At 70.4% G+C, this 24,428-nt stretch carries 23 protein-coding genes and 1 pseudogene; 8 read left to right on the top strand and 16 right to left on the bottom strand.

Annotated elements, in window-relative coordinates; genetic code table 11:
• Positions 1–46: 46 nt before the first annotated feature.
• The 4 genes from OG496_RS28105 (at position 47) to OG496_RS28090 (ending at position 6,175) form a co-directional block, all read left to right on the top strand.
• Positions 47–2,875, top strand: a complete 2,829-nt coding sequence (locus OG496_RS28105) for a GNAT family N-acetyltransferase (protein ID WP_405972866.1) — start codon at positions 47–49, stop codon at positions 2,873–2,875.
• An 18-nt stretch (positions 2,876–2,893) separates the two neighbouring features.
• Positions 2,894–3,376: a cupin domain-containing protein gene (locus tag OG496_RS28100; RefSeq protein ID WP_405976720.1), complete on the top strand. Its 483-nt coding sequence runs from the start codon at positions 2,894–2,896 to the stop codon at positions 3,374–3,376.
• Positions 3,364–4,143, top strand: a complete 780-nt coding sequence (locus OG496_RS28095) for an SDR family NAD(P)-dependent oxidoreductase (protein WP_405972865.1) — start codon at positions 3,364–3,366, stop codon at positions 4,141–4,143. Before OG496_RS28100 ends, OG496_RS28095 begins: the two co-directional genes overlap by 13 nt.
• A 214-nt stretch (positions 4,144–4,357) precedes the next feature.
• Positions 4,358–6,175 (top strand): copper resistance CopC/CopD family protein, encoded by a 1,818-nt coding sequence (locus OG496_RS28090; protein WP_405972864.1) that lies wholly within the window; start codon positions 4,358–4,360, stop codon positions 6,173–6,175.
• Between the two features lie 31 nt (positions 6,176–6,206).
• Here the strand turns inward: OG496_RS28090 and OG496_RS28085 are convergent, their stop codons facing one another.
• The 3 genes from OG496_RS28085 to OG496_RS28075 all read right to left on the bottom strand — a co-directional run bounded on the left by OG496_RS28085 (position 6,207) and on the right by OG496_RS28075 (position 9,646).
• Positions 6,207–7,802 (bottom strand): DUF4041 domain-containing protein, encoded by a 1,596-nt coding sequence (locus OG496_RS28085; RefSeq protein WP_405972863.1) that lies wholly within the window; start codon positions 7,800–7,802, stop codon positions 6,207–6,209.
• A 114-nt stretch (positions 7,803–7,916) separates the two neighbouring features.
• Complete coding sequence (locus tag OG496_RS28080) at positions 7,917–8,813, bottom strand: haloalkane dehalogenase (RefSeq protein ID WP_405972862.1); 897 nt, start codon at positions 8,811–8,813, stop codon at positions 7,917–7,919.
• Positions 8,810–9,646: an NAD(P)H-binding protein gene (locus OG496_RS28075; protein ID WP_405972861.1), complete on the bottom strand. Its 837-nt coding sequence runs from the start codon at positions 9,644–9,646 to the stop codon at positions 8,810–8,812. The genes OG496_RS28080 and OG496_RS28075 overlap by 4 nt, the downstream gene beginning before the upstream one ends.
• 95 nt (positions 9,647–9,741) lie before the next feature.
• On the opposite strand from OG496_RS28075, the gene OG496_RS28070 reads away from it, so the two are divergent.
• On the top strand, positions 9,742–10,362 hold the full coding sequence (locus OG496_RS28070) for a TetR/AcrR family transcriptional regulator (RefSeq protein WP_405972860.1): 621 nt from the start codon (positions 9,742–9,744) through the stop codon (positions 10,360–10,362).
• A gap of 6 nt (positions 10,363–10,368) precedes the next feature.
• On the opposite strand, the gene OG496_RS28065 is transcribed toward OG496_RS28070, so the two are convergent.
• The 9 genes from OG496_RS28065 to OG496_RS28025 all read right to left on the bottom strand — a co-directional run bounded on the left by OG496_RS28065 (position 10,369) and on the right by OG496_RS28025 (position 19,276).
• Positions 10,369–11,379, bottom strand: a complete 1,011-nt coding sequence (locus OG496_RS28065) for a cytochrome c oxidase assembly protein (protein WP_405972859.1) — start codon at positions 11,377–11,379, stop codon at positions 10,369–10,371.
• Between the two features lie 124 nt (positions 11,380–11,503).
• Positions 11,504–12,898: an alpha/beta hydrolase-fold protein gene (locus OG496_RS28060; RefSeq protein WP_405972858.1), complete on the bottom strand. Its 1,395-nt coding sequence runs from the start codon at positions 12,896–12,898 to the stop codon at positions 11,504–11,506.
• 186 nt (positions 12,899–13,084) lie between these two features.
• Positions 13,085–13,381 carry a hypothetical protein gene (locus tag OG496_RS28055; protein ID WP_405972857.1) on the bottom strand — a complete coding sequence of 99 codons (297 nt, stop codon included), beginning with the start codon at positions 13,379–13,381 and terminating at the stop codon, positions 13,085–13,087.
• A 13-nt stretch (positions 13,382–13,394) separates the two neighbouring features.
• Positions 13,395–14,654, bottom strand: a complete 1,260-nt coding sequence (locus OG496_RS28050) for an ABC transporter permease (protein WP_405972856.1) — start codon at positions 14,652–14,654, stop codon at positions 13,395–13,397.
• A complete protein-coding gene (locus OG496_RS28045; RefSeq protein WP_405972855.1) occupies positions 14,651–15,367 on the bottom strand; it encodes an ABC transporter ATP-binding protein in 717 nt (238 codons plus the stop codon). The genes OG496_RS28050 and OG496_RS28045 overlap by 4 nt, the downstream gene beginning before the upstream one ends.
• Complete coding sequence (locus OG496_RS28040; protein WP_405972854.1) at positions 15,364–16,803, bottom strand: peptidoglycan-binding protein; 1,440 nt, start codon at positions 16,801–16,803, stop codon at positions 15,364–15,366. Before OG496_RS28040 ends, OG496_RS28045 begins: the two co-directional genes overlap by 4 nt.
• Complete coding sequence (locus OG496_RS28035) at positions 16,800–17,708, bottom strand: hypothetical protein (RefSeq protein WP_405972853.1); 909 nt, start codon at positions 17,706–17,708, stop codon at positions 16,800–16,802. Before OG496_RS28035 ends, OG496_RS28040 begins: the two co-directional genes overlap by 4 nt.
• Before the next feature lie 135 nt (positions 17,709–17,843).
• The gene (locus OG496_RS28030; protein WP_405972852.1) at positions 17,844–18,662 is read right to left on the bottom strand and encodes a hypothetical protein; all 819 of its coding nucleotides are present in this window, start codon (positions 18,660–18,662) and stop codon (positions 17,844–17,846) included.
• 2 nt (positions 18,663–18,664) lie between these two features.
• Positions 18,665–19,276, bottom strand: a complete 612-nt coding sequence (locus OG496_RS28025) for a SigE family RNA polymerase sigma factor (RefSeq protein ID WP_405972851.1) — start codon at positions 19,274–19,276, stop codon at positions 18,665–18,667.
• Between the two features lie 303 nt (positions 19,277–19,579).
• On the opposite strand from OG496_RS28025, the gene OG496_RS28020 reads away from it, so the two are divergent.
• Positions 19,580–20,035: a hypothetical protein gene (locus OG496_RS28020; RefSeq protein ID WP_405972850.1), complete on the top strand. Its 456-nt coding sequence runs from the start codon at positions 19,580–19,582 to the stop codon at positions 20,033–20,035.
• A gap of 117 nt (positions 20,036–20,152) precedes the next feature.
• The gene (locus OG496_RS28015) at positions 20,153–20,638 is read left to right on the top strand and encodes a hypothetical protein (protein ID WP_405972849.1); all 486 of its coding nucleotides are present in this window, start codon (positions 20,153–20,155) and stop codon (positions 20,636–20,638) included.
• Positions 20,639–20,649: 11 nt separating this feature from the next.
• Here OG496_RS28015 and OG496_RS28010 read toward each other — a convergent pair whose 3' ends face one another.
• From OG496_RS28010 to OG496_RS27995, 4 genes and pseudogenes are all read right to left on the bottom strand, one after another.
• Positions 20,650–20,937, bottom strand: coding sequence for a glutaredoxin domain-containing protein (locus OG496_RS28010; protein WP_366497730.1), 288 nt, complete (start codon positions 20,935–20,937; stop codon positions 20,650–20,652).
• Positions 20,938–21,166: 229 nt separating this feature from the next.
• A pseudogene (locus OG496_RS28005) lies at positions 21,167–21,670 on the bottom strand (dCTP deaminase domain-containing protein); the annotation flags it as partial.
• A gap of 366 nt (positions 21,671–22,036) precedes the next feature.
• The gene (locus tag OG496_RS28000; RefSeq protein WP_405972848.1) at positions 22,037–22,204 is read right to left on the bottom strand and encodes a hypothetical protein; all 168 of its coding nucleotides are present in this window, start codon (positions 22,202–22,204) and stop codon (positions 22,037–22,039) included.
• 35 nt (positions 22,205–22,239) lie between these two features.
• Entirely contained in the window at positions 22,240–22,596 is a 357-nt protein-coding gene (locus tag OG496_RS27995) for a PRC-barrel domain-containing protein (protein WP_405972847.1), read from the bottom strand.
• Between the two features lie 499 nt (positions 22,597–23,095).
• On the opposite strand from OG496_RS27995, the gene OG496_RS27990 reads away from it, so the two are divergent.
• Entirely contained in the window at positions 23,096–24,331 is a 1,236-nt protein-coding gene (locus tag OG496_RS27990; protein WP_405972846.1) for an ice-binding family protein, read from the top strand.
• Positions 24,332–24,428: the final 97 nt, after the last annotated feature.

Genomic DNA, 24,428 nt, shown 5'->3' with positions numbered 1-24,428 from the left:
GGCAAGGCTAACCTAAAAAGAAGCCGTGAAACAGAGGGGTCACCGGGTGACGACCCAGATCTACCGCGACACCTGGGGAATCCCCCACCTGCGCGCCGACAGCGCCGACGAACTCGCCCGCGCCCAGGGCCGCGTCACCGCCCTCGACCGCGGCTGGCAGGTCGAGGTCGAGCGGCATCGCGCGCAGGGCACGTCGGCCTCTTTCCTCGGCGTCCGCGCCCTGCCCTGGGATCTCTTCGCGCGGCGCGTTCGGCTCGACGACACGGCTCGGCGCTGTTTCGAGGCCCTGGAGCGGCGGGATCCGGAGACCGCGCGCTGGGTCCGGGCGTATGTCGACGGGGTCAACGAGGGGCTGGCGGTGGGTATTTCGGGCTCAGGGGTTCGCGATGAGGCCGCCTCCGTGGCCGGGACGGGAGACACCTCGCCCTCCGGGCCGGGCAGGGCAGGCACCCCCACCTCCGGGTCGGGCAGGACGGGCAACCCCGCCCCCGAGTCGGGCACGGCAGCCGCCCCGCCCCCGGAGTTCGCCAAGTCCGGCCTCACCCCCGGCCGTTGGGAACCCTGGACCCCCCTCGGCATCTGGCTGGCCACCCACATCCTCTTCGCCGGGTTCCCCGCCAAGCTCTGGCGCGAGGAGGGGATACGGCACCTCGGGCCGGACGCGGTCGGGCTGTTCGCCACGGACGGCCCCGGTACCTCCGGCAGCAACGGGTGGCTCGTCGGCGGGGAACGGACCGTGACCGGGCGAGCCGTGCTCGCAGGGGATCCGCACCGCTTCATCGAGGACCCTGGCGTCTATCAGCAAGTCCACCTCTCCTGCCCGGAGTTCGACGTCGTCGGCCTCACCGTGCCCGGCGTCCCCGGCATCGCCCACTTCGGGCACACCGGCACGGTCGCGTGGGCCATCACCAACGCGATGGCCGACTACCAGGACCTCTACCGGGAACGGTTGCGCCGCACCGGCGCCGGGGTGGAAGCCCTTGGCCCGGACGGCACTTGGCGGCGCGCGGTCCGGCACACGGAGACGATCGACGTGGCCGGTGAGGAACCCGTCGAGGTCGAGGTCATCGAGACCGAGCGCGGGCCCGTCGTCATCGGTGGGCCGGAAGGGCTCGACGGAGGCATCAGCGCGCCGGCCGGTGTCCCGGCCCTCGCCGTCAGTCTCCGTTACCCGCCCCGCGTCACCGAGGACCTCGGCTTCACCTCCCTGCTGCGCCTCCTCCGCGCCCGTCAAGTCGCCGACGTGGACCGGGCGTTCGACGACTGGGCCGAACCCGTCAACGTCGTCCAGGCCGCCGACACCGAGGGCGGACTACTGCACCGGGTCGCGGGCAAGGTCCCGTTGCGCGCCGAGGCCAACCGCACCCGGCTCGTCCCCGCCTGGGAACCCGGTCATGAGTGGAACGGCTGGCACCAACCGCCTCGCGGACAGGTCACCGACGACGGCATCGCCGTCATGGCCAACCAACGCGGCCCCGCCACCCCGCTCGGCGTCGAGTTCGCCCCGGGCCACCGAGCCGACCGCATCGCCGCACTGCTCGCCGGGCGCGAGAAGTGGTCCGCCGCCGACATGCCCGCGATCCACATGGACACCCATCTCGGCTCCGCCACACCCCTGTTGGACCACCTGGCCGCCTTGACCGACCTCAGCCCCGAGGCCTCCGCGCTCCGCGACCGGCTGCTCGCCTGGGACCGCCGCATGGACGCCGACAGCACCGACGCCGCCGCCTACGCGGCCGTGCGCGGCGCGGTCGTACGACGGCTCGCGGCGCACCCCGCGTTCGCCGCGCTGGCCGAACCGCCCGCGTACCCGGAGGTGTTCGCGCCGTGGCTCGCGCTGCTCCCGCGCGTTGCCTTCGCCCTCGAACACCTGCTGAGCGCACGGGAGTTGTACGGCATCGACCGGCCGGAGACCGTGCGGGCGGCGGTCGAGGAGGCGGCGGCGAAGTCGGTCGGCCTGTGGGGTGATACTCATCGCCTCGTTCCCTGGCGGGCGTTCGGCGGGACGACCCCGACTCCCGGCCCCGGTCTGTCCGGTGACCACGACTGCGTGCTCTGCACCTCCGCCGTACCCGGGCTCACCGATCTGAGCGCGCGGGGTCCGGCGGCCCGCTTCGTGTGGGACCTGGCCCGGCGGGAGGACAGCCTGTGGGTGGTGCCGTTGGGGGCGTCGGGGGTCGCCGGTTCACCGCACCACCGCGATCAACTGCCCTTGTGGCTCAAGGGAGATCTGGTCCCGGTGATCACCGACTTCACGCGCCTCGAACTCCACGAGGAGACCGCCCCCGTTCGCGAGCCCGTCCACTCACAACACGTCCCCGGCTTCGGCACCGTCCGTATCCTCCCCCTCGACCCGGCCGCCGACGCCGGGACGATCCACCGCTGGGTCAGCGAGGAACGGGCCGCGTTCTGGGGCATGAACGGCCTAACGCAGGCCCAAGTCACCGAGATCTACGCCCACATGGACACCCTCGACACCCACCACGCCTACCTCGTCGTCAGGGACGACGAACCTGTCGCGCTCCTCCAGACCTACGACCCCGCCGCCGACCGCGTCGGCGACTGCTACGCCGTAGAACCCGGAGACATCGGCATCCACCTCCTCCTCGCACCCGCGGGCCCGGACGGCGACCGGCCCGGCTGGTCGGCGGCGGTGATGGGCGTCCTCGCCTCCTACGTCCTGCTCGGGCTGGACCGGCGCCGGGTCGTGGTCGATCCGGACGTACGGAACGAGAAGGCGATCGCGCGCTTCCTGCGGCAGGGGTTCGTGGCGGGCCCGACGGTCGTCCTCCCGGAGGTGGACATCCCGGACGTGTTCATCCCCGAAAAGCGCGCTCAACTGGCGTTTCTCCCTCGTGAGGTGGCCTTCCCGTAGCCTGCCGAAGTGACCGGAGTGACCCCAGAAGACCTCGTCGCCCACTACGGCCTGGAGCCGATCCCCCGCGAGGGCGGCCTGTTCCGCCAGACGTGGGCGGGTCCGGCGCGGTCCGACGGCCGCCCGGAGGGCACCGCGATCGTCGCCCTGCTCACGGCGGACGACTTCTCCGCGCTCCACCGCCTCCCCGCCGCCGAGGTCTGGCACTTCTACCTCGGCGACCCGCTGGAACTCCTGCTCCTCGCCCCGGACGCCACGTCGAGCACGGCGGTCCTCGGCCCGGCCCCGCTGCACGGCCGGCACCTCCAGTTCACCGTGCCCGGCGGCACGTGGATGGGGGCGCGGGTGGTGGCGGGCGGCGCGTGGACTTTCTTCGGCTGCACGATGGCACCCGGCTTCACCTACGACGGCTACGAGCACGGCGACGCGGCCGAGTTGACCGCCCGCTACGCCCGCACCCCGTCCGAGGCCGCCCGCATCACCGGGCTGTGCCGCCCGTGAGCCGCCTGCTGGAGGGCCGGTTCGCCCTGGTCACGGGCGCGAGCGGCGGCATCGGCCGGGGGATCGCGCTGCGGTTCGCGGAGGAGGGCGCGGCCGGGGTCGCGGTCCACTGTCGTACAGGGACGGAGGCGGTCGGTGAAGTCGCCGCCCGCGTACGGGAGTCGGGCGCCCGAGCTGTCGTACTGCAAGCCGATCTGACCGACGAGGACGCCTGCCGCGGACTGGTCCGCGAGGCGGCCGAATGGGCCGGCGGGCGGCTCACGGCACTGGTCAACAACGCGGGCGTACAGCCGACGCAACCCCTGCCCGGGATGACGGCGGTGGACTGGCGGACGGTCGTCGACACCAACCTGACCAGCGTCTTCGCGTGCACGCAGGCGGCGGCCGAGGTGATGAGGGAACACGGTGCCGGCGGCACGGTGACGCACATCGCGTCCATCGAGGCGAGCGCCCCCGCCGCCCTCCACGCGCACTACTCCGCGTCCAAGGCCGCCGTCGTCATGCACGCGCGGTCGGCGGCCCTGGAGTACGGCCCGTACGGCATCCGCGTCAACACGGTCTCGCCCGGTCTGATCGACCGGGAGGGGCTGGCGGAGGCCTGGCCGGACGGGGTGCGGAGGTGGCGGGAGGCGGCGCCGACGGGGAGGCTGGGGCGGCCGGAGGACGTCGGGGACGCGTGTGTGTTCCTGGCCTCGCGCCTCGCCTCCTGGATCACCGGGCACGACCTCGTCGTCGACGGCGGAGTGATGGCGCGGCCCACATGGTGAGCGAGAGATGTGGTTCCTCCGTACATAACCGGAGGTCTGCAAGTCCGAAGACGGAGAAGTTCCGGAAGCGGAGAAGTTCCGAAGACGGAGAAATGGCGTGAGCCGACGACGGAATGAGGGACAGCGCGTTGGATACGGCGAGGGACGGCGCATCGGAGTTACCGGAGTCGGCGGGGGCAACGGAGGCGCCGGCCGGCGAGGAGTTCAAGGGCTGGTGCTGCTGGGCTCCCTGCTGGTCCTGCTCCTCCTCGGCACCGCGGGCACCGCGTCCGCGCACGCCGCCCTCGAATCCACCGACCCCGCCGACGGCAGCGTCCTCAAGTCCGCCCCCCGCACCGTCACCCTCACCTTCTCCGAGTCCGTCGCCCTGCTCGACGACTCCTTCCGCGTCTACGACCCCGACAACCGGCGGGTGAAGACGAGTTCCGCGCACCACGCGAAGGACGCCGGGGACACGGCGAGCGTCACCCTCCCGGCCAAGCTCGGCACCGGCACCTTCACGGTCGCCTGGCGCGTGGTCTCGGCCGACAGCCACCCGGTCTCGGGCGCCTTCACCTTCTCCATCGGCAAACCCTCCGCCACGACCACCCCGGTCACCACGGCCCCGACCGAGGACCCGCTGACCGGCAGCCTCTACGACATAGCCCGCTACTTCGCGTACATAGCCGCGGCCCTCCTCATCGGCACGGCCACCTTCGTTGCCCTGTGCCGCCCCCCGAACCCGTCGATCCTCAACAAGCCGGTCCGGATGGGCTGGTGGACCCTGCTGGCGGCCACCGTCGCCCTCCTGATCCTCCGTGCCCCCTACGAGGCGGGCACCAGCCTGGCCACGGCCTTCGAACCCTCCGCGATCCCGAAGACACTGACTTCCCGCCCGGGCCTGGCACTTGCCGCCCGCCTGCTCCTCCTCGCCACAACAGCCGCGTTTCTCCTACGACTTCGGGGGCGGGAGCGGTTCGGACGGGTGGCCCTGGGGACGGGTGCCGCCCTCGCGGTCGGGCTGGCGCTGACCTGGGCGTCGGCGGAACACGCGTCCGCCGGGATCCAGGTGCCGGTGGCGATGACGTCGGCGGTCCTGCATCTGCTCGCGATGTCGGTGTGGCTGGGCGGCCTGACGGCCCTGCTCACCGTCCTCTACCGCTCGTCGGACCTCGACGCGGCCCCGGTGGCCCGTTTCTCCCGCCTCGCCTTCGCCTCGGTGACCGTCCTCGTCGTCACCGGCGTCTACCAGTCCTGGCGCGGCCTCGGCTCCTGGAACGCCCTCACCGGCACGTCGTACGGCCGCATCCTGCTCGTGAAGCTCGGCGCGGTGACCCTGCTGCTCGCGGTGGCGGGGTGGTCGCGGCAGTGGACGGGGCGGATGGTGGGGGCGGACGTGCGGCTCCGGGTACCGGAGTTGGTGCGGGCGGGGGCGGACGGGGCGACGACTTCCACGGGCTCGGGAACTTCCATGGGCACGGGCGAGGGAACTTCCACGGGCGCGGGCGAAGGCGGCTCGAATCCCGGTGACGGATCTCCGGAGCAGGACCGGGGCGACGGCTCCCAGGACCGGTACCGGCGCGGACTGCGCCGCTCGGTGCTGTTCGAAGTCGGTGTCGGTGTCGTGGTGTTGGTGATCACCACCCTGCTGACCAACACCCTCCCGGGCCGGGCCGCGGCGGACGCGCAGCAGACGGCGACACCGGCCGGCGTACCGGCGGCCTCCGTCACCACCGTCCCCTTCCGCGTCGGCAACGCCGGCGGCAAGGTACAGATCACCCTCGACCCCGGACGCGTCGGCGAGAACTCCGTCGAAGCGGTGGTCTACGGCCCCGACGGCGGCTTCGCCACGGTCCCCGAACTCCGGCTCTCCTTCACGCTCCCGGCCCAGAAGATCGGCCCCCTGGACGCCAAGGTCAAGGACGAGGGCGGCTATTGGGGGACCAACACCCTCAACCTGCCGATCGCCGGGACCTGGACGATGAAGGTCACGGTCAGGACGTCCGACGTGGACCAGGTGAGCGTGTCCCGGCCGGTGCGGATCGTGCGGTAGACGCGGATCGCGAGGCGGGCGGGATGCGCGGTCACGCCTGCTGTTTGCTGGCCCGCCACTCCAGCGCCTGGGGTTCCTCCGTGAACTCGATCAGGTGCTGGCCGGTGAACGGCTTGAGCGCGTCCCGTACTTCGGTCGGGGTGGCGTAGAAGAACTCCTTGCGGCTGTTCACCTGGTTCACCCGGCGCGGGGCGAACTGCCGGTGGAGTTCCGACTCCAGGCCGACCGCGTCCTTGCTGAAGATCAGGGCGTGGACGTCGAAGCGGAACGGCACCGCGGCCCCGCTCAACTCGTAGATCCGGTCGAGGGGTTCGAGCCTGCGGGTCATGCCGATCTTCACGACCCGGTCGCCGAACGCGCCGACGTTCGAGATGACGTAGACGTAGCCGGTGCGGATGTTGGCCGCGCGGGTCTCGACGTCCTGCAACGCGCCCTCGATCTCGGCGAGTTTGGCCTCCATCTCCGCGACGGCCGCCTCGTCGCCGCGCTCGCGCAGCCGGTCGAGGGCCGCCTGGTAGTGGCCGAGCTCCTTGTTCAACTTCTCGCGCTGGCGGTCGAGTTCGCGCTGGACGGCCACCTCCTCGCGCTCCTTGGCGCGGGCCTCGCGCTGGGCCTCCTTCTCCTCGTCCTTCTTCTGCATGAAGTCGGCGGTGAGCTCCAACTCCCGTACCCGCGCCTTGTGGTACTCGTCGCTGATCCGGATGTGCATGGTGGCGCCGAGCTTGGCGATCGTCTCGCGGCTCTTGTAGAGGCGGTCGACGAGCGAGCGCAGCCGGTGCGGGCGCATGGTCCGCACCGCGTAGTCGGCCTCGGCGTTGTAGGCGCGCAGCATCAGCTTGGAGAAGTCGCGGACCATCTTCTGGCCCTCGCGGGTGGAGCCGTTGACCGTCCAGCCCGTGATGGCGAGCACGGCCCGGTCGGTGCGGGCGAGGTTCTTGATCTCGGTCTGCAGGGTGTCGAGCCGGCTGCGGTAGGCGATGGCGTCGTGCAGGGCGTGCCGGTAGGCGTAGACCCCGGCCTCCTGCAGCATCGCGGTCTCGTCGGTGACGACGATCCGGGCCTGCAGCTCGGCGAGCCGCCGCTCCCCGTCGAACACCTCCTGGCGCTGCCGGTCGGCGTCCTTGCGCGTCCGCTCGGTCTCCTTCGCGGTCCGGCGGGCGTCGTCGAGGATCTCCTTCGCCGTGTCCCGGGCGTCCTTCAACACCCCCTGTGCCTCCGCCGCGGCCTCGGCACCGAGCCGCTCCCGCAGCTCGACCGCCTCCAGCTCGGTCCGCCGCACCAGGTCGGCCACCTGCACGGCGTCCAGCCCCTGCGTCCTGGTGATCCAGGCCCGCAACTCGTCGGCCTCGGACAGGGCGTCGGCACGGCGACGGCCGAAGAGGCCGCTCTTACGGGGCGCCGGTACGGCGGGAGCGGTGGGGGAGACGGGGGAGTTGGGGGAGACGGGTGCGCCCGGCTCCGGTGCGGCCGCCGTGACGGTCCCGGGAGCAGCCCCCTCGGGCACCCACAACTGCCAGCCCTCCGGAGGCGTCGGCCACGTCGGGTCGGGCACCCACTCCGGCGGCGGTGCCCAGCCCGGAGGCGGCACGGGCCAGCCGGGCGGCGGATTGAACCGGTAAGCACTCATTGACCCCACCCCCTGGCCCGGACGACGGAGCCCTGTCCCACGTCGTCGGGCGATCCCGGCACATACGGAGAGTCACATTCTGTCGCTGTTCCGCGACGCGCTCACCCGGGAGTTTCACCTCGTGATCATTCTGTGACCGTGCGTGAGGCCGAGCCGCTCCACCCAGCCCGATAGCGCGGCCGCGATCAACTCGGGCTGGTCCTCCGGCGTGTGATGGCCGGCGACGGCGTCCGAGTGCTCGATCTCCAGGGCGGCGATGTTCGCCGCGCACCAGGCGATGGCGTCCTCGTCCATCATCGACCCCGCCCCGGGCGCGAACGTGAGCAGCAGCTTGGGTACCTCCGGGCTGGCCGTCAGCCACCGGTCGTAGGCCTCGATCCTGGTCACGACGTCGGCGGGTTCGCCGCCCAGCGGCATCGAGCGCGCCCAGCGCAGGAGGGGCCGTCGGCTCTCCCGGGTCGGGTACGGCTCGCGGTAGACGGCGAGATCGGCCGGGGCGAGCGGGGTCGCGGAGGCGGCGGGGAGTGCCTGCTCGATGAAGGCGTTCTCGTCGAGGATCATGGCCTCGCCGACCCCCTCTGTCTTGATCGCGCGGAACAACTCCCGCCCCCCTTCGGGGAATTCCGCCCAGCTCATCGGCCTGACGATGGTCTCGGTGAACGCGATGCCCCGCACCCGGTCCGGATGGCGTGCGGCCCAGTCGAAGGCCAGGGCACCGCCCCAGTCGTGCCCGACCAGCACCACGTCCCGCAGCCCGAGCGCCTCGAACCAGGCGTCCAGGTACCGGGCATGGTCGGCGAAGGAGTACGCGATCTCCGGCTTGCCCGAGTCGCCCATGCCGATGAGGTCGGGCGCCAGGAGCCGCCCGGTACCGACGCCCGGCATGACGTTCCGCCACAGGTGCGACGAGGTCGGGTTGCCGTGCAGGAACACGATCGGCGTCCCGGTGCCCACCTCCCGGTAGGACATGGTCGAGTCGAGGACACGGGTCGAGCGGACGGCGGCGGTCACCGGAACGCCACCACGTTCCGCTCGGCCCATCCCGCGAACGCGCCCGGCGCTCGCCCCAGCACCCGCTCGACGTCGGGACTCACGCGCTGCTCCTCCCCGGTCGGTTCGCCGAGCAGCGCCAACGTGCCCTCGACCACGGGCAGCGGCATGAACCGTGCCATCAACTCATGGGCCTCCGCGCGGGTTTGCTCCGCGAACGTCACCGGCTCACCGAGCGCGGTCCCTATCGCCGCCGCCCGCGCGCGGGGTGTCGTCGGCGCGGGGCCGGTGAGGGTGTAGGTCGCGCCGGTGTGCGTGCTCGCGTCGGTGAGCAGTACGGCGGCAGCGACCGCGGCCACGTCGTCGGGGTCCACGAACGGCAGGCCCACGTCCCCGAAGGGCGCCGCTGCCGTACGCCCCACGCGGATCGACTCGGCCCAGGCGAACGCGTTGCTGTCCAGCCCGCCCGACCGCAGGATCGTCCAGTCGAGCCCCGACTCCCGTACGGCCGCCTCGAATTGGCGCGGATGGGCGTACGCCTCCGGACGAGTCCCGGCCCCCTGCGAGGACAGCAGCACCACCTTGCGGACACCGGCGGACTTGGCCACGTCCAGAATGTCGTACGGCCGCTCGCCCGCCACCAGCAGGAACAGCGCCTCGGCCCCCTCGAACGCGCCCCGCAGGCCGTCGGGTTCGGCCAGGTCGGCGGCCACCGCGCGGACCCCGGGCGGTACTTGGGCCTCGCCGATGTGCCGGGCCACGGCCGTCACCGGGACCTGGTCCTCCGTGAGTGTCCTGAGTGTCCGCACCAGCGTCCGGCCCACGTTCCCGGTCGCACCCGTCACCACGATCATGTCGTTACCCCCGTCGTGTGTGAGTTAGTTGGCTGACTAACTCCGTCGAGAAGAAGCTAGCACGACCGCCCCCTCGGTTGTCTATAGTTAGTCAGGTGACTGACTCAAAAGATTCCCGGTCCGCCCAGCCCGCCCGGCCGGCCGCCGCGGGCAAACGGCAGCGTCTGACGACCGCCACTGCCCGGGTCCTGCACGAGCAGGGCGTGGAGCGCACGACCATCGCCGACATCGCCCGTGCTGCCGACGTCCCGACGGGCAACGTCTACTACTACTTCAAGACCAAGGACGAGCTGATCGAGGCGGCCCTCTCCGAGCACACCGGCAACCTGGAGACCCTGACCGCACAGCTCGACCGGCTCCCCGACCCGCGCGAACGCCTCAAGGCCCTCATCGGCGGCTGGGTCGACCAGAAGGACACCGCGGCCCGCCACGGCTGCCCCATGGGCACGCTCGCCGTAGAGCTGGACAAGCGCTACGAGGACGGCCTCGATCTCGCCGCGGGCCAGGTCATACGGCGGTTGGTGGACTGGGTGGCGGAGCAGTACCGGCAGCTCGGGGCGGCCGACCCCGAGGGCCTCGCCCTGACCCTGGTCGGCGCCTATCAGGGCATGTCGTTGCTCTCCAACGCCCTGCGCGACCCGGAGATCATGACCCGTGAAGGGGCCCGCCTCATAAGGGAGTTGGACAGCCTGGACGGTCTGGACAGCCGGGTCTGAGAGTCGCTACCGCTGACCCCGGATGCGCTGCGCGACCTCGCTGTTCTCGGTCTCCCACCAGGGGCGTACGAGATCGGGCCCTTCAGTAGAAGTCACCGTTTCAGCCCCTGTCGCCGTTCCTGTCGACGTCTTCGCGGGCGTCGCCCGGACCACTTCCAGTTCCGTGTCCAGGCGCCGGTCCAGTGCGACCGTCTCGGCGCGTTCGGTTCGGGCCCACTGGACCAGGATCGCGAGGAGGAAGGGGAGGGCGACCAGTTCCGCGATGCTGACCATCGCGCCGCCGCCGAGCTGCTGGTCGTGCTGGACGTCGGGGGCCCAGGACGGGGAGTGGCTCAGGTACCAGGACCCGGCGATCAGCGTGCCGTGGGTCATCACCACGATCCCCGGTACCGCGTCGATGATCCCGTCGACGAAGACCAGCCCCGCCCGCACCGGATGCGTGCACCAGGCGGGCAGCGCCTCCTCCCGGGTGAGCACCGGCAGCACGAACAGGCTCCCGGCGAGCAGCAGATGGAGATACATCAGCTGGTGCAGCCAGTTGTCGGCGAGGGCCGTCTCGAAGTACGGCGTGAAGTAGATCGTCAGCTCGGTCGCGAGCACGAGGGCCGTACTGACCAGGGGGAACGTGAGCAGCCGGAACAGTCGGCCGGTCATCGCCCCCTGCGCGCGAGCCGCCGCGCGTTCGGGCAGGGCGCGCAGGGCCAGCCGCAGCGGATCGCCGAGGGCCAGGCCGAGCGGGGCGATCAGGTCGAGGAGGACGTTCTGGACGGCGGCCGGCCAGAACAGCACGCGGTCGTACACGGCGAGCGCCGACATCGTGGCGACCACGATCGTGCCGAGGCCGAGCAGTGCGAACGCGGCGGTCCGCGCCACCGGCCACGCCTCGCCGCGCCGCCGCAGGCGCAGGACGCCCCAGCCGTACAGGCCGCCGAGGAGTACGACGACCAGCAGCGCGGGGACGTCCGCCTGCCACGAGGAGAACAGCCGTCCCATGGTGAGCTGCGGCGGGGTCTCCATCGCGATCTACCTCCACGGGCGGGCGGCCGGTTCCGCCGGTTCTGTCGGATCTGCCGCAGCACTCTATGCCGCGGAGCGCCACGCCGAAGACCCGCCCCCGTGACCCGGACCCGTGCCCGGGTGCCTACAGCGACTGCCGCATGATCCAGTCCCGGATGCCGGGGATCGTGTACGCGATCTGCCAGGTACCCATGTGCGCGCTGGTGGTCGAGCCGGACGGTACGGTCGTGCCGGTCTCGAACGCGGCGAAGTTCACCGGCGTCCGCCGGGCCTTCATGCCGCGGACGTCCGCCCCGAACTCGGCGGCGGTGGACTGCCCGTCCCAGAGCGCGGTGCTGACCTTCGTGCCCTGTTCCTGGATGACCTCGGTGATGGCCTGCTCGCCCGGGTACGCCTTGGTGTCGTCGGCCGAGACGAGGATCCACAGGTTCTTCTTCGCGAGCGGTACCGCCTGCGCCTCCGGCCACTGCCCGGCCACGATGAACGCCGCCGCGAACAGGTCGGGGTACCTGATGTTCAGACCGAGGGACATCATCGCGCCCATCGACTGCCCGGTCGTATAACGGCGGTTCCGGTCGATGCTGTACTGCCGCGTGACGGACTCGACGAGGTTGGCGGTGGCGTCGAAGAGGGTCGACGGCTCGTAGTTGTCGTCGATCACCACCGCGCCGTACTCGGGCGCGAGCACGAAGGCCTCGTGCCGGGCCTGGTCCTCCGGGCTCGCCCAGCACACCGCGCCCAGGCCCTGCACGAGCGGGCCCTCGGTCGCGACGTTGACCACGCTCGCGTCGTGCATGAACAGCACCAGCGGGTAGCTCTTGCGCGGGTCGTAGTGCTGGGGGACGAACAGGTTGTACTTCAGGGTCTGACCGGTCGCCGGGTCGTCGAAGGTGAACTGCTGGAAGTCGTCGACGATCAGGTTCTTCACCGCGTCGGTCGTCAGCCCCGTAGTACTCGCGGCGTACTGCCTGCCGCGCGTGGTGGTGACCGTGCCGGCCTGGGTGAGCGTGGCCTTCGCGGCGACGATCGTGCCGCCGGGGGTGGTGTCGCCGACCTGCGGGCCGCCCGCGCCGACCCCGCCGCCGGAGTCACCGGTCCCGCCGGTCCCGCCGCCGGCGGGCGGGGTGCCGGAGCCCTGCCCCGTCACCCACAGGGCCGCCGCCGTGTCGTCCGGCGACAGCTCGACGATGACGTAACGGCCGTCCCGTGCCCGCTCCGTGAGGTCGGCGGTGCGGTTCGTGTAGACCTTCGTGACCGTGCGGTCGGTGACGGTGAACGTCGAGGTCGACAGCGTCCGGCCGTCGATGTCCCGGTCGTACTCGACGGCCACCGCGACGAGCTTCTGCCCGGCGCCGAAGACCTGGGTGATGGCGGTGAGGCCCTTCACATGGTCCCCGGTGGAATCCGTCGAACCCGTCCCGTTCGCCTCGTTCGCCGAGCTGGGGGTCGCGCTGCCGAACACCGCCAGGGCTCCGGCCGTCGCGGTCGCGGTACCGGCCATGAACCTACGCCTGTCCATGAAAGTGAGCTCCTTCGATCGAGGTCTGTCAGGGCTGCCGGGCGCCACTGTCCTGCCCCGATCTGTGAAGCGAAAGGAGAAAGGAGACCCCTTTTCACAGGTCACGCAGAAGTTTCCTGGTGGTGTGGGTTATTCGCGTCGTGCAATCTTAGATAACGCGACGCATTGGGTCTTAATTGGTGACCTTCATTCCCCCGCTTTGCCACCGGCGGAAATTCGACGGCGAGAACGAGCCGAATTCAGAGCGAACTCAGAGGGACTGGTCCGCCTGGCGGCATCGGATTCTCGGTCCACGCCGATCAGGGCGACCTCATCCATCTGCTCTGCCGGGCGATCGCCGCGACGAGGGTCGTCGAGTTCGCCACGTCCGTCGGCGTGTCCACGATCTACTTCGCCGCCGCCGTGCGCGACAACGGCGGCGGTACGGTGATCGGTTCCGAGACCGTGATGAACGACAACGCCGAACCCGACTTCCTCGACCACATCCGCTGTGTTGCTACGACGGCGCGCGCAGCGCGTCCACCGGCTCCATGCGGGCGGCACGCAGTGACGGATACAGCCCCGCGAGGAGTCCGACGAGGGCACCGGCGAGCGGCGCACCCAGCGCGAGCCGGAGATCGAGCACCGGCGTCCACTCCTTGAACACGGCGACGCACACCACGACCGCGATGCCCAGGGCCGCGCCCACAACTCCCCCCAGCAGCCCGATGGTTGTCGACTCCAGCAGGAACTGTCCGGCCACCTGCCGTCGTGACGCGCCCAGGGAGCGCCGTAGCCCGATCTCGCCGACCCGTTCCATCACCGTCACCAGGGTCACGTTGGCGATGCCGATCGCGCCGACCACGAGGGAGACGAGGCCGAGGACGAGGAAGAGGCTGTTGGCGTCGTTCTGGACGCCGGCGCGGGCCTTGGAGAGGTCGGGTGGTGCCACGACGGCGAGCGAGTCCTGGTGCCCGGGCGCGAGCGCGATCGGTGCCTGCCGCGCGACCTGCTTGGCCGCGCCCAGCGCCGTGTTGACCAGCACGCGGGTGATGTTCCGCAGCCCGATCCGGTCGGCCGCGGTGGTGGGCGGCACCATCACCGCGGTGGACAGCCGCGCCTCGCGCCGGATCCCGCCGAGGATGCCGATGACGGTGTACGACTGCCCGCGGAAGAAGACCGCCGGCGCGTCCTCCACCCTTTTGACACCGAGGAGTTGGGCCGCCTGGTCGCCGAGCACGACGACGTGGTCGCGCCGGGCGATGTCCCCGGCGTCGTAGAACCGTCCCGCGGTCATCCGCCCGTGCACGGCCGCGGGCAGGCCCGCCGAGGCGGCGACGACGGCGAGGGTCTGGCCGGACAGATCGCCGGGCGCGGTCACGTCGTCGGCCCGCACCAGCACGCTGTCGGTCGCGTCGGAGTCGGCGAGCGCCGCCACCGACTCCACCCCCGCCAGCCGCGCCACGGCATCGGTCCCCGACCACGGCACCAACGGCCCGGCGTCCTCCGCACCGGGCAGCGGTTCCGGCACGGTCACGGTCACCGAGGTCGCGGTGAGCGCGTCGAAACGGCCGACGATCTGGTTGCCCGCGGTGGACGCGACCCCGATGGTGATGACGAGCGTGGTGATCCCGAGGACCGTGCCGAGCGTGGTCAGCGCGGACCGCACCGGCCGCGCGAGAACCCCCGCGAGGGCCTCCGTCCACAGGTCCCGGGGATCCATCCAGGGCCGCTCGACCCGCGCCGCACCCTCCAACTCCCTCTCTACGAGGCTCACTTGGCCTCCTCGGCCAGGCGCCCGTCGGTGATGCGGACGCACCGCCCCGCCCGACGGCTGACCGCCTCGTCGTGGGTGATCACGACCAGGGTCATGCCCTGGGCACACAGGTCGTCGAAGAGCTCCAGCACGGACAGGGTGTTCTCGGTGTCCAGGTTGCCGGTCGGCTCGTCGCAGAGCAGCAGCGCCGGGTCGCTGAGCAACGCCCGCGCGATGGCGACCCGTTGACGTTCACCGCCGGACAACCGGTCGGGCCGGAAACCCACCCGGTGCCCCAACCCCACCTGCTCCAGCGCCTGATGGGCCCGCGCGAGCCGCCCGCCGCGCCCGCGTTCGGGCCGCGGTCTGCGGTACGCCTCGGCCAGCATCACGTTCTCGTCGACGGTCCGGTACGGCAACAGGTGGAAGGACTGGAACACGAACCCGATGCGGCTTCCCCGCAGGGAAGTTCGTTCGAGATCGCCGAGCCCGGTGGTCTCCACCCCGTCCAGCAGATACGACCCCGCCGTGGGCCGGTCCAGCAGCCCGAGCGTGTTGAGCAGCGTCGACTTCCCCGAACCGGACGGTCCGACGACGGCCAGGTGTTCGCCACGCCGTACGGTCAAGTGGACGTCGCGCAGGGCGTGCACGGGCGGATCGGAGGGGAAAGTCCGCGCCACGCCGGTGAGTTGAATGACGGTATCGACCACGGCATCGACCACGGTGTCGGTCACTCGCCCACCACCACCCTCTCGCCGGCCTTCAACGCGCCCCCGACCGGCTTGACTTCGACGATCCCGGCGGCGGAGAGCCCGACGGTCACGTGGACGTCGGTCACGGTGGCGCCGCGCTCGACCTTGACCCGGGCCCGTCCGTCGGACGAGGTGTGGATCGCGGCCATCGGCACGGTCAGCACCTTGCCGTCCGAGGCGCCGACCTTGATGGTCACCTTCACGGCGGCCTCGGCCTCACCGGCGAGCGGACCGGGGTCCGGGACGGTGATCCGTACCTGGACGGCGGCGGTGGAGTCGGAGGCGGAGTTCGTGTCGTCGGTGGTGGAGGGGGCCGTAGCGGCGGAGTCCGTGGCCGCTGAGGAATCGGAACCGTCCGCTACGACGTCCACCGTGCCCTGCGCCGACCTGCCGTCCGCCGTGGTCAGTCGGGCGGTCATGCCGTGGCGCAGGAGCTGGGCGTCGGTACCGGGGACGGCCGCCTGCACCACCACGTCGGAGCTGGTCACCGTGCCGATCTGGGCGGACGGGGTGTCGCCCGTCTTGACGCTCACCTTGTCCAGCCGCGCGGGCAGCTTCGGCAGGAAGACGACCTCGCCGGCCGGGACCTTCGTACCGTAGGTGGCCTTGAAGCCGCTGAGCGCGTCGTTCGCCAAGTCCAGTGCTTTCTGGGCGGACTTGACCTGGATCTCGTGGACCTGCTTGTCCGTGCTGGACTGAGGGCTGGGGGTGCTGGACGACCCGGTCTCACTTGAACTGACGTCTCCGGCACCGCTGTTGGTGGTGAGGAGCGTCTCCTGCGCGGCGGAGACGGCCTGTTCGAGCGAGCCGAGCTGCTGCTGATCGGTGGGGCTCGGCTCCTGGGCGTCGTACCCCTCGCTCTTGTACCAGTCGGCGACGGCGGTGGCGGTCCCCTGCCCGTACGTCCCGCTGGTGCCGCCCGGGTCGAACCCGAGCCGCTTCAAAGCCTTCTGAAGCTGTGTCACATCGTCGCCCGAAGTGCCGGGCCCCAACGCGCGGTACATCGGTACGGAACCGCCGAGCGCGAACACCGGACGGCCGTTGACCGTCATCAGGACGTCGCCCTCCTTGATCTTCGTACCGGCTACTGGCGCCTTGGTGACCCGCTGCTCGATGCCCTCCGTACCGGCGGACGCCCCGCTGCCGACCGGCCCGGCCAGCGACAACGGCCGCGGTGACGCGAACTCGACCGACCCGGTCGCCACCACACTCGCGGTGAGCGACTGCCGTACGACCGCGACGGTCACCGGCCCGGCCTTCGGCGCCTGGTGCGAGGCGGCGGCGTCCGCGGGCGACTGCACCTGCGTACCGGCGAACCACCCACCCGCCCCGACCAGCACGACCGCCGAGACAACGACCCCAAGTCGCCTACGACCGCTGCCGATTCGGCTGGTCGCGTGATCCTGCGGGCGGCTCATCCGTTCTCCCCGTAGTAGGGCTTGGCCTTCTCCTTGGGGAAGTAGGCGGCGCGGAACTTCTTGCCGCACTCCAGGTCCTTGAGGGCGATGCCGATGTCCTTGTTGAGGAGCGGCAGCGCGTCGTCCTTGCTCAACGACATGAAGTTCTCCGGCAGTTGGCGGGAGATGTCGAGGCGGACCATGGAGACCATGTCGGTCGGCTGGGTGGTGCTGACCGAGATGCCCTGACCGGTCAGGCAGGCCGCGAACTTCTGGGCGAGCTGGACGAGTTGCGAATCACCGTTGAGCGCGAGGCCGTTGGCGTGGTTCTGGTCGTCGCGGGCCTTCTCCGCGTTCTTCTCGGCCGCCGCGCTGAGCGCCGGCCCGTGCGCCGCGACCCGCCCCGTCTCCGAGCACCCGCCGGGCTTCTCCTCGGCCTTGGTCTTGGCCGGGGGACCGGACAGCGCGATGTCGTACGCCTTCTTCTGGGCGTCGGTCAGACCGTCCTCGTCCTGGTCCTGGGGCGTGGACCGCTTGGCCGACGCGGCTTTGCTGAAAGGGACGTCGGGGTCGTTCGGGTAGACGGCGCCGGCGTAGTACCCGAAGCCGTACTTCTGCCGGAACTGCTTCGCCCGCGCGTAGTCCTCCCCGTCGACCGCGGCGAACGGGTCGGCCGCGGGCGAGGTCTGCACGTGCGGGGTGTAGGTGAAGCCCTGTTTCTTCATGCAGACCGCGACGGCGTTCTCCTGGATGTACTCCTTCTTCGTCGCGTCGTCCACGCCGTCGGGGACGGTGAGTTGGGTGGCGCCGTTGACGGTCGTGGTGGCCGCGCTCGAATCCGAACTCCCGTTGCTGGAAGCCGACTTGCTGTCCGAGCCGCCGCCGCAGGCGGCGAGGAGGGGCAGTAGGCCGAGGGTCAGGGCCAAGGCGGACGTACGTATTCTGGGCGTGCCGAATTTAGGCATGCTCATGCCATGTGCTCCTTCAGGGTTGATCAAGGTGTGGGTGAGTTGATCAAGATGTGGGTGAGGGGTGTTTCAATCAGCCGGCGACGTCCCGGTTCAGCCGCCGCCGCTCCCCTTCACGGCGTCGAAGATGCGGGGGTCGGTGGCGAGTTGGGTGAGCGGACCCGTGCGCGGACCACTGCCGCTCCGGCCGGTGGCGGTCTCGTCGAGCGTGCCCGCGATGACCTGCACCGTCCATCCGCCCGGGGTCAGATAGGTGACACCGGTGGCCAGAGATCTGTCGGCCACGTAGTAGAACAACAGGCTGCCCGACCCGCGCTCGGTCAGGGAGCACCGGGTGATCAGGCCGTTCCACGGGGAGGCGAGCACCCGGCCGTTGCTGTCCAGGCAGGCCCGGGTCGGGTGGGCGTACGACGGGTCCGTGGCGGTCCGACTGACGCTCACATAAAGGTCGTTCACACTGCCGTCGGCGGCGGTCATCCTGAAGTACCGTCCGGGCCGCAGGGGTTGGCGCGGTTGCTCGGCCGAGACGGTCGTGCCGGCGCCGTTCCCGGCGGAGAGGATCGACCGCACCAGCTCCAGTGACGGGGACCAGACCGACGGCTGCCCGGCGGGAAGCCTGGGCGTGCTCTCCGGCCGGGGCGCGAGCAACGCGTGCCCGCCGAGGGCGACAACTCCGGCCATGACGGCGGCACTTACCGTCGCCCCGACCCGCCGCCGCCGACGGATCCGCGCACCGCGTACGACGGCGCCCGGCACCAGGTCGGGCATGGGCGGTTCGACTCCGGAACCGAGCCCGCCCAGGGCATCGGCCAGCGCGGACTCGTACGCGTACTGACCCGTCCGGTCTGTCTGGCCCGTCCCGTCCGTCTGGTCCGTCTGATCCGTGAAGTCGTCACCGGCCTTCCCGCTCATGCTCACCACTCCGCCCGCAGATAGCCGGTTCCCGTTCCCGTGCCGCCATGTCCGAGGTCCTTGCCGAAGTCCTTGCCGGAGTCGGCCAGGATGGTGCGCAGGGTGCCAAGACCCCGGGAGGTCTGGCTCTTCACCGTGCCGACGCTGCACCCCAGCGCCGCCGCCGTGGCCTCCACGCTCTGGTCCTCCCAGAACCGCAGCACCAGCACCGCCCGCCCACGCGGCGGCAGTTGCCGTAGAGCGTCGAGCAGGGTCAGCCGCAGATCCGGATCGGAAGCCGGCGCCACTACTTCCGCCTGGTCCGCTCCCGCCCCCGTCCGCTCCCACCAGCGCCGCCGCCGGGTCTCGTCGATGAACGTCCGGTACAGCACCCGCCGCGCGTACCCGTCCGGCGACTCCAACTGCCGCACCCGACGCCACACCGCGTACAGCTTCGCCAACGCCGTCTGCGTCAGGTCCTCGGCCAAGTGCCAGTCCCCGCACAGCAGATGGGCCGTACGCCGCAGATGCGCCTGCCGACTACGAGCGAAGTCGTCGAAGTCGAGCCCATCACCACGGGCATCACCGGCATCACCGGCATCGGAGACGTCCTGCCAGACCGGCGTCCGGATCACAGGCCACCTCCACCCGGCACCGGCGCGGCGCGCGGTGAGAAGTACTTCATGCCAGAGGAACGGGGTTACGGGCCACGGAGGTTGTCACGTCCCGGGAAACTTCTTCAACGACAAACACAGCGACAACGGCGACAATGGATCACCGCACCGGACAGCGGGACAACAGTGCAACGGATCGACCGGACAACGGATCGACCGGACAACGGGGTGGCAGTGGTGGACAGTTCGCCGAGTGGGAGACCATCGCCGGCCGAGGTGCGCATCCGCATGGCGGTGTGGCAACGGATAACTCCCCTCCTGCCCATGGCCGTTATGACCGTGGTCCTTTTCACCACGGCCGGGACGGAGATGCCACCACCGGGCGGAGTCCCTGGTGTGGTGGCGTTCTGGGCCGTCCTGCTGGTGCTGGGCAACCTCCTCCCCTCCCGCCTCGGGATCACCCTCACCCCGTCCGCGGCAGTGGTCCACAACGTGCGCCGCCGAACCATCCCCTGGGCCGACATCCAGGCCATCCAGGTCCAGTCCACCGCGGGCGTCAAGTCGATCGTCCTCCACGAGGCGAACGGCCGAAGCACCGAACTCCGGGCTCCCACCACCGGATTCCTGTCCTGGGACCGCCACTTCGAGAAGAAGCTCCGCACGATGGAAACCTGGTGGCAGACCCACCGAGGCCCCGACTGGACCCCGATCCCACCCCCACCGGCCTGGTGGAACACCCCACCGACCCCGGACCGGAACCCGCTCGCCCCACCCAAGTAGCCCAGCCGCAAATGGGGTTGAGCCGGCGACACGAGGCGTCGCGTCCAGCTCCGCGGAACGGTTGCCTGGCCGAAGGCAGGGCGACGACCCTGCCCCCGGGCGGGCATCATTCGTACCGTGGACGATGTACGAGACGGCGTCATAGGCGTCTGGCGGGTCGGCCGGTCCGGCCGGCTCGGGGGCTACCTGCTGGCCGTCGGCCCGGCGTGCGGGGCGCTGTCCACCTGGTGGGGTGTTCTCTCCCACCCGGACAGGGAGAACGTGGACGCCGCCGGCATAGCGACCGCCGTCGCCCTGGTCTTCGCCCTCTTCGCCTGGTGGCTGCTGCTGCGCGTACGTCTGGAACTCACGACGGACATGATCGTCATGGTGAACCCCTGGGGCACCCAACGCCTGCCCTGGTCGCGTGTGAGCGCGGTGACCCTCGGCAATTGGGGAGCGCGGTTCCACACGACGGACGGGTTCACGTACACGGCGTACGCCCTGAGCGACTTGGCAGCCGGAACTCGCCAGGACGACCGGTTCGCCGACGTGAAACGAGTGTCCGACGCCCAACTCGCGACCCGGGTTTCCTCGACGCCGGACGAACCGAGGACGCCGTAGGAGCCGGACGGTCAGCCGCTCTCCCTCCCCGCCAACAGATGCGGCGCATAAGCCGCCACCGCCTCCAGCAACTCCCCCTTCGACGGATTCACCATCGCCCGCCCCGCCACGGTCACCGTCGGCACAGTCTCGTTCCCGTCCGCGACGGAGCGGACGAACGTAGCCGCGTCGGGGTCCCGCCAGATGTTCACCTTGCTGAACTCCAGCTTGGTGAACCGGAGTTGGGCGAGCAGTCTCATGCAGTACGGACACATGGGCCGCCAGTAGACGACGACACCACCACCGGTCTCTTCAGTCATGTCTCTCCCCCTCGCCCTCGTGCTCATCGCCCTGCCCACCGGTCGGATACCGAACCGGCGCCGAACCATCATGCTCAGCAGCCGCGGTATGCAGAAGCCGGTGAAGGAAATAGGCGGACGCCGGCGGCAACACGGGCGTACGTGGCGTGTAGGCCGCCAACTTCCGCACCGTACCGGGGTCGTTCAGCGGCCGAGTCACCAGTCGACCGAAGGATTCGGCGAGCCGCCGTCGGGAGATGTCGATGCCGTCGGTCGCCGCGTACTTGGAGAGCTGCTGTTGGTAGCCGGCCGGCGTGCCGTAGGCGGTGAGGAAGACGAGCTTGCCGAAGGTCATGCCCGGATAGACCCGGACGGGCTTGGCGGCGCGGATCTCCAACGTCCGGCGGATGGCGTGGCCTTGGTGTCCGAGCGGGGCGGAGACGTGGACCCAGAGGCCGAGTGCGCCGATGGTGCGGTCGCCGTTGAGTATCTGCGCGTACGTCTCGGAACCGGTCTTCTCCAGCGTTACGCCGAGGGAGAGAACCCCCGGCTTCAGCACCAAGCCCGTTACCGGGATGGGCTGTTCGACGAACGCGGTGAGGGCGGCGGTGTCCAGGTCACCGGCGCAGACGCGGAGCCTGTCGCCGAGCCTCCAGTCGTAGGCATTCGGGGAGAGGCGGTCGGGATCGTAGGGATCGATCGTGCTCTCGCCGGTCTGGAGGGCAGCGCTGATCGCGGGGCCGGTGAGGATCACTGCTCGCCTCCCCCGGCGGCGCCGCCGGGCAAGGCGGCGGCCAGGACACGGGTACGGCCTGGCCGAGCCGGAGCCCGGCTCGATGCGTTCGGTCGCCCAGGTGGCTGTCGGCGAGGTAGCCCGTCGTCAGCACGCTGTTCATCGCCGACGGAAGAGGCGTGGGAGCGATGGGGTGGTCAGGGTCTGTTGGAGGCGGAGGGCGAGCTTGTCCCGATTGTCCTGGGGAACCAGTTCCGGGCCGTGCCGGCGATCGGGGCCGCCGGCGCCAGGCTCACGCGGCGTTCGACCGGGTTCGGTGCGGGCGCCTGCGGTGCGCGCTGCATCGCGGGATCCGGTGCCCCGTTCTGGGGTTGCGGTGCGTGTTCGTCAGCGGAGGGGACGCCGACTGCGCCGGGACAGCCGTACGGCGGCGAAGGCCACGTCGGCCACCAGGACCACGATGCCGATGGCCAGCAGATAGCCCAGGCCCTCGGCTGCCGTGCCGATGATTCCCAGGACGACGGCCACGAGGACCAGTAGCAGGAAGAGCACCACGACTCGAACACCTCCCTTGGGCCCGACTCGGTCGCTCAGCGGCGGGCGAGTTGCCGTTCGCCTCCGGCGCCCGGCTCGTAGGTCATGCCGTAGTGCTGGAAAATCGCCTCTTCCTGTTCGGCGGGCAGGATGTCGTCCGTGCCGATCGAAGGAGCCTTCCGCACCAGGCTCTTCGCGTACGAGACCTTGAGGTGGCCCGGCCCGAGGATCGCTTCGTCGAGGGGGACGAAAACCAGGCGCCGACGGGTGGGCAGACCGGTCCGGACGGTGGCCACGGCCGGTTCGTCGGTGACGGTGTCCACATAAATCGCTTCGAGGATGCCGGTCTTGCGCCCTTTCGGGTCGACGACATCGTGGTTGCGCCACTCACGGACGTCGGCTGCCTGGGTCACGTCCTCTCCCTCCTGAGCCGAGCGGGGGTCGGTGCGAGTAGTCGTGTGGAACCCTGCCGGGCGTAATCATCGGCAGCGGCGACATCTTCCTCATCCGCGAACTCTATTTGCGAGGCGAGTACTAAGTCTCCCGCGCCGACGGTGCTCCAACGACTCCGGCGTATACACGCCGGAGTCGCCCTTCCGGGTGGTTGCACGTGAGAGTGAACCAACCCGCAGTCAATATTACTGCGGTCCGCGCGGCTCGGACATGCGAGAGCCGTGATCTCGTACGGATGCCCGTTTTCCCTTGTCTGCCCGGACAAGGGATCGAGGCCGTTCGGCCCATTAAGTATTTCTATGCATTTCGCGAATTGATCGCCGATTCCAGTGAATTCACTCGAATGGATCGTGACTCGATTCTATTCCTGCGTAATATGCCAGCGACAGATAACAGGAGATTCCCCGCGCCCGAGAACCACCAAACAGGCACCATCCCCTGACAGGAGTTGGCCCCTCGATGACGCTGAATATCCCTGACGCCCCGCTGCGGCGCACCATGTCGGTCTGGCTCGCGGCGCTGACGGCCGTGGTGATCGCCGCTGTCGTGCTCGCGATGACACCGACAAGCGCAAGTGCCGTTGCCACACCCGTACCTCTCGGTACGGCGACCAGCTTCGCCGTACTGGCCGGTTCACAAGTCACCAACACCGGGCCCTCGTCGATCACCGGTGATCTCGGAGTGTCACCGGGAACGGCCATCACCGGATTCCCGCCCGGCACCGTGATCGGGGCCCAGCACTCCGCCGACGCGGTGGCGCTCCAGGCCAAGAGCGACCTGGTCACGGGGTACAACAACGCCGCCGGACAGGCGCCGGACGTCACCTACCCCACCGCTCCCGACCCCGTGGAGCTCGGTGGCAGGACGCTGGACCCGGGCGTCTACAAGGCACCCATCTCCGCGGGCATCACCGGCACGCTCACGCTCGACGCACACGGTGACCCCAATGCCGTGTGGGTCTTCCAGATCGGTTCGACCCTGACAACGGCGTCCGGCAGCAACGTGTCGCTCGTCAACGGTGCCTCGCCGTGCAACGTGTACTGGCAGATCGGCAGTTCGGCCACCCTCGGCACCAACTCCACGTTCGTGGGCACCATCATGGCCCAGGAGTCGATCACCGTCACGACGGGAACGACCATCGCCGGCCGGGCGCTGGCCCGCACCGGTGCCGTGACGCTGGACAACAACACGATCAACCGCGGTACGTGTGCCGCGGGCGGAACCACCGGTGGTCTGATCACGGGTGGTGTGGTGGCCGGTGCCACGTCGGGCGGCGCCACAGCGGGCACGACGGGAAGCACCACGGTCGGCGTCATCGGCGGCGTGCCGACGGGTGGCGGAACCGGCGGTCTTCTCGGCGGTGTCCTGACGTCGGGTGGAACCACCGGCGGCGTGCTGGGTGGTGTCATCGCGGGCGCTACTACGAGCGGTACGACGGGCGCTACCACGGCAGGTACGAACGGTGGTGCGACAGGCGGCTCGACGGGCGGCTCGACCGGTGGAAACGGCCATCACGATCACGGTCACGATCACGGTCACAAGCCCGGCGGCCATGACCACGGTGGGAAGCCCAACGGCCACGACCACGGCGGCAAGCCCGAAGAGCACGGCGGCTATGGCCAGGATCACGGCAAGCCCGCCAAGCCCGAGGGCTATGGCAACGATCACGAAGGTCACCACAAGAAGTCTGCCTAGCTCCAGCTCCCCATGAGCGAGCAGGACGAGCGGCGCGCGACGGATCGCAGTCGATTCCGTCGCGCGCCGTTGGCGAAATCTCAGGAGAGACAGTGAG

Origin of the sequence: Streptomyces sp. NBC_00988 (assembly GCF_045162645.1) — a bacterium.
Taxonomy (GTDB): domain Bacteria; phylum Actinomycetota; class Actinomycetes; order Streptomycetales; family Streptomycetaceae; genus Streptomyces.
Note: the sequence above shows the minus strand (reverse complement) of the source record. Positions and strands in the feature narration are given on the sequence as shown.

Coding starts and splice junctions, on each gene's coding strand:
- OG496_RS28085 (WP_405972863.1), bottom strand. CDS start 7,802: ATGAGTGCTTACCGGTTCAATCCGCCGCCCGGCTGGCCCGTGCCGCCT.
- OG496_RS28075 (WP_405972861.1), bottom strand. CDS start 9,646: ATGATCGTGGTGACGGGTGCGACCGGGAACGTGGGCCGGACGCTGGTG.
- OG496_RS28065 (WP_405972859.1), bottom strand. CDS start 11,379: ATGGAGACCCCGCCGCAGCTCACCATGGGACGGCTGTTCTCCTCGTGG.
- OG496_RS28060 (WP_405972858.1), bottom strand. CDS start 12,898: ATGGACAGGCGTAGGTTCATGGCCGGTACCGCGACCGCGACGGCCGGA.
- OG496_RS28040 (WP_405972854.1), bottom strand. CDS start 16,803: ATGAGCCGCCCGCAGGATCACGCGACCAGCCGAATCGGCAGCGGTCGT.
- OG496_RS28030 (WP_405972852.1), bottom strand. CDS start 18,662: ATGAGCGGGAAGGCCGGTGACGACTTCACGGATCAGACGGACCAGACG.
- OG496_RS28020 (WP_405972850.1), top strand. CDS start 19,580: ATGGCCGTTATGACCGTGGTCCTTTTCACCACGGCCGGGACGGAGATG.
- OG496_RS28010 (WP_366497730.1), bottom strand. CDS start 20,937: ATGACTGAAGAGACCGGTGGTGGTGTCGTCGTCTACTGGCGGCCCATG.
- OG496_RS27990 (WP_405972846.1), top strand. CDS start 23,096: ATGACGCTGAATATCCCTGACGCCCCGCTGCGGCGCACCATGTCGGTC.